Below are 4,316 nucleotides of genomic sequence, written 5' to 3' on the forward strand. Positions count from 1 at the left end.
GTTGAGTAGCGTAGGAGTTTGCTCGTTAACTCGCACGGCTTTCACCGCCACACCAAATTAAAAATTATGGTGTGGGGACTCCCGCCTGCCTAGCTAGTTTCTTGAGAAGCATGACCGACGCGATTCAAGCCAGCGGGTTGACTGCAACCCTGCAAAGCCAGGAGCAATGGTGTGATTCATGTCATCGATCGCATCATCGTATCGCCTGACGTGAAGCTGTAACCAAGAGAATTAGGGTGTACTATCCCTGACGCTCGCTCATCTCAAGACCCGTTCTTGAGAGCGTTGAGGCGTTTCGATCGTCTGCTCTAACTGACGCAGCGAACTCAGTGAGAGAAACCCAAACCCGACTTTAGCCGCTAAATCTAAAAGGGTGTAAGACATTGTTTCTAACCCGCTATCGATCACGCTATAGCCAGTTTTAGCCAGAATCCACACGATCGGATAAGCCGTCCACAGCAGCAAATGCACCGTCAGCAGTCGATAAAATACTTTTCTGCCTCTCGGATTCTGTTGTTCTGCCTCCTTTCGATAATGGTGCAGCAATAGATAAACGAGACCCAAATAAGCACCGCAACTCACAGCGTACCAAATATAACTGGTGGGCTTTGGCGATATCGCAGCGACAAATCCGGTTGCAATCATATAAATATCAGCACCAACCATGCTGGCAGCGATCGGAAGACTGGTGCTTCCAAGAAAGCTAAGAAGTATCAGCGTTAGTGGTGTAGATAACGCCCAGGTAACATAGCGAACCCAATAAGTCGGACGACCATAGATTATATTAAAGCCTTGACCCAAAACCATCGCAAGGTACAAGCTAGCTGCGATCGCCGCAATGAAAAAATTAATGGTGTAGACAATTCGCCACGCCTCGTTTTTGGCGTTATTTGCACCAAAGCCAAACGCGATCGCGCCCAGAGTCATGCCAACACATCCGATCGTGAGCCAGGTTTGAGTCATGGTTATTTCTTGTCTAGGTCGCTCTGAATAAAAACTCTTTACGGTAGTCTAAAGAGCCACCTGTCGAAATCCATCCGACCAATGGAATAAATTGCTGAATTTAGGTTTATGACTCTCGATCGACAGGCTGTGAGAGATTTGGCTGCACTTGGCAAGAGTTGATGGTAAGCTCAAAACTTTGGCTCATTCAAGCGTTACTAGAGGATCTAGCAACTGTCATATTGACAGTCAAACAAGATGCCTTTGCAGCGCAACCCGTGACGATCGGCTATCGCCACAAAGGTCAATGACAGTAGACCTCCTGCACGGAATACTCCGCTCTCACCCTAGCCCTCTCCCCAAGGAGAGGGAACAAGAGTTCTGGCTCTCTTCTCCCTGAAGGGCTGTCCAGAAGATTCACGCAGGAGGTTCTATCAAACTGCGGTTAAGGGCACTCCTAGCCAATTCTGAAAGTTTTGTTGTTGTATGGAAGAAGGGTTCTCGATCGCCACCACTTGATATTGACTGGGGCGAGGCTCTAATAAAGTGACAGACCGGACTTGCAATTCGTCCTGATCAAAAAATGCAGCTTCAATCACATCATCCGCTTGATAGTCTTTTAGCCGATCGTTGAGTTGGTCTGCACCCACGCGCAGCCCGTCGATCGCCAATAGCTCATTCCCGGCACTCATTCCGGCTCGTTGGGCTGGAGAGTCAACCTCGACGAATTTGATCATCTCGCGCCCATGTTCGGTTTTAACCGTCACGCCGAGATGAGGAGGACGATCGCCGTTCTCGCCATTTGACTGCAAGCGCAACCCAAACCCAGCTAGATATTCATCAAAGGGAAGTTCTTCCGTTCCGCCATCAATATAGCGATCGAAGAAATCGGTCAGATCAAATCCTGCGACCGACTCGATCGTGGCTTTGAGTTGCTCAGGGGTGAACCCAATCTCATCTTTGCCAAACTGCTTCCACATTTGACGCATCACATCATCAAACGATCGTTGATTGCTCTGCTTGATCCGAATTCCTAGATCCAGCAATAGCGTCACCATTTCTCCCTTTAGGTAATAGGAGATTTGAGAATTAGCACTATTGGCATCGGGTCGATAAAGCTTAATCCACGCATCAAAGCTAGACTCGCTCAACGGCTGCACCAGTCGCCCCGGAGTCATGAGATAGCGCGTAATTTCTTGACTCAGCGATTTGAGATACGTCTTAGCATCATAGATTCCCGCTCGATAGGGAAGAATCAGATCATAAAAGCTTGTTGTCCCTTCACTAAACCACAGAGACGACGTGTAATTTTCGCCTTCATAGTCGAACACTTCCAACCCTTTCGGGCGAATCCGCTTCACGTTCCACAGGTGAAAAAACTCGTGAGCGACAAGCTGCATAAAGCGATCGTACTTATCCTTCGCCCGAAATCCCGTTCGTGAATAAATTAGCGAACAGCTATCTTTATGCTCCAATCCGCCGAAACCATTCGACGTGAGATGCAGGAGGAAAAGATAGCGATCGTAAGGCAATCCTTCAAACAGATCAGCTTCGACTTGAATAATCTTTTGCGTATCGTGAATTAAGCGATCGCAGTCAACAGTTCCCCGTCCCCAAATCGCTAATTTGTGAGGTTTCCCGATCGCCTCAAAGGGATAAATCTCGTGATGCCCAATCTCAAACGGACTATCGACCAGCGTATCGAAATCCGTTGCCTCAAACGTGTTTTCTTTTCCGGGAACGAATGGCAGGGTCGTTAGGGTGTGCCAGTCCGATCGCGGCGGCACAATCTTAATTTGGATCGGCTGTTTTTCAAATCCTGGCACATACAGAAACAGAGCCGCACCGTTAAAATAACCGTGAGTTTTATCCAAATGATTGGTTCGCACGGTTAGCTCGTTGGCAAAAATGCGATAGCGCACAACGATTTTACTTTGCCCTTGAGTGTCAATATGCCAGTAATTTTTCCGCACTTTACGCCACGGCAGCGCCTTCTTGTCTCCAGAAGCTGCAAAATCCTGCAAATGTCTAGAATATTCCCGCACTAGATATGAACCGGGAGTCCAGACGGGCATTCTCAACTCTAAAGTCGGCTGCGCCCAGCCAAGCACCTCAAGCGTGACTTCAAACAGGTGCGACTCTGGCTGAGACATCGCAACCTGATAAGCAAACGTGATGGGTAAAGAGTAACAAGGTTGAGGTGACTCGATCGACGTTTCCATAAAAGGGCTAACGGGTGAGGTTATGAGTTCTAAGTCCTCTTGATTCATCCTTTTATTGTCTCCGATCGACGTTCAGCTTACCTCCCTATCATGCCTCATCAAACCCGGCTGCACCTATCGTTTACCCGCCAAATTGATTAACTGCTTGAGATTCACAAGATGAATGACTTGCTGACTCTGGTTAATTTTAATCCAGCCTCTAGTATCGAGCTTTTCGAGAATTTTTGTCGTCTCATCGACGCTGATATCTGCAACATCCGCCAGGTCTTTTGCCGGGACGTTAAAAATATCGGTGCTGTTGCTCGACTCTAGACCATAATTTTCAGCCAAAGACACCAGCGTGTTGACAAGTTTGACCGCAGGAGGTTGATTGCGGAGTTGAAACCGAATGTTAGTTTGGCGGAGTCGTCTGACCATAAGTTGCAGCATTCGATGGTGCAACTGCGGATCTTTGAATAAAGTTTGAATGAATCGTTGCGCCGAAATGCTCATCAGACGGACATTTGAGAGAGCGATCACATCCGTCGATCGTGGCGACTCATCTAAAATCGCCATCTCGCCAAAGAAGTCACCTCGCCCCAAAATCGCCAGCGTCGAGACATTCTCGCCCGTGCCAGAGTGACGACGGACTTTGACCCAGCCAGACACCACAAAATAAACCGCATTGCCCCAGGCATCTTCCATTAAAACGGCTCTGTCAGCCGGATACTCGTGCTCAGTTGCGACCGACAACAACCAGTCAAGTGTTTCTGGGTTTGCTGCCGCCAATAAAGGAAAAAGCTCACTAAAAACTTCAGTCTGCATGAAAAGATCTTCAGGATAGAAGTTTGAGGTAGATAGTTGAGGGTTTAAAAACGTGTCAGATGAGACACATTTCTCCTATCTTGACAGGAATCAATAACCTTGCTTCAGAGCAAATCCACTGATTTTTGAATGGAGTCAGATAGAACTTGAGAGATTTGACAACGCCTTTGCTCTTCCACTCCTTGCAATCGTGATTGCTAAGAATAAAGCATGGGGGCGATCGCGGTCCTCATTCTAGGCAGCAGCGACTCTATAGAGCCTATTTGGGATCTTGGCTAAAGAGCTAGAATCAGAAATAAATGCCTTATTCGAGCAGCCTCACCGACGCAGAGTGGGAAATCATCAAGC

The 4,316-nt window shown here is 47.8% G+C and carries 4 protein-coding genes; 1 reads left to right on the plus strand and 3 read right to left on the minus strand.

Translation table 11 applies throughout. From position 1 onward, the window contains the following. Positions 1-258 precede the first annotated feature (258 nt). Positions 259-963: a bacteriorhodopsin gene (locus A8707_RS25650; RefSeq protein ID WP_068820240.1), complete on the minus strand. Its 705-nt coding sequence runs from the start codon at positions 961-963 to the stop codon at positions 259-261. Between the two features lie 161 nt (positions 964-1,124). On the opposite strand from A8707_RS25650, the gene A8707_RS30445 reads away from it, so the two are divergent. Further along, positions 1,125-1,253, plus strand: a complete 129-nt coding sequence (locus tag A8707_RS30445; RefSeq protein WP_269452775.1) for a hypothetical protein — start codon at positions 1,125-1,127, stop codon at positions 1,251-1,253. A gap of 123 nt (positions 1,254-1,376) precedes the next feature. Here the strand turns inward: A8707_RS30445 and A8707_RS25655 are convergent, their stop codons facing one another. Both A8707_RS25655 and A8707_RS25660 read right to left on the minus strand, forming a co-directional pair. Then, a complete protein-coding gene (locus tag A8707_RS25655) occupies positions 1,377-3,212 on the minus strand; it encodes a M61 family metallopeptidase (protein ID WP_082906513.1) in 1,836 nt (611 codons plus the stop codon). 66 nt (positions 3,213-3,278) lie between these two features. After that, positions 3,279-3,968 carry a Crp/Fnr family transcriptional regulator gene (locus A8707_RS25660; RefSeq protein ID WP_068820244.1) on the minus strand — a complete coding sequence of 230 codons (690 nt, stop codon included), beginning with the start codon at positions 3,966-3,968 and terminating at the stop codon, positions 3,279-3,281. Between the last annotated feature and the right edge of the window lie 348 nt (positions 3,969-4,316).

The organism is Phormidesmis priestleyi BC1401 (assembly GCF_001650195.1).
In the GTDB taxonomy this organism is placed as follows: domain Bacteria; phylum Cyanobacteriota; class Cyanobacteriia; order Leptolyngbyales; family Leptolyngbyaceae; genus Phormidesmis_A; species Phormidesmis_A priestleyi_B.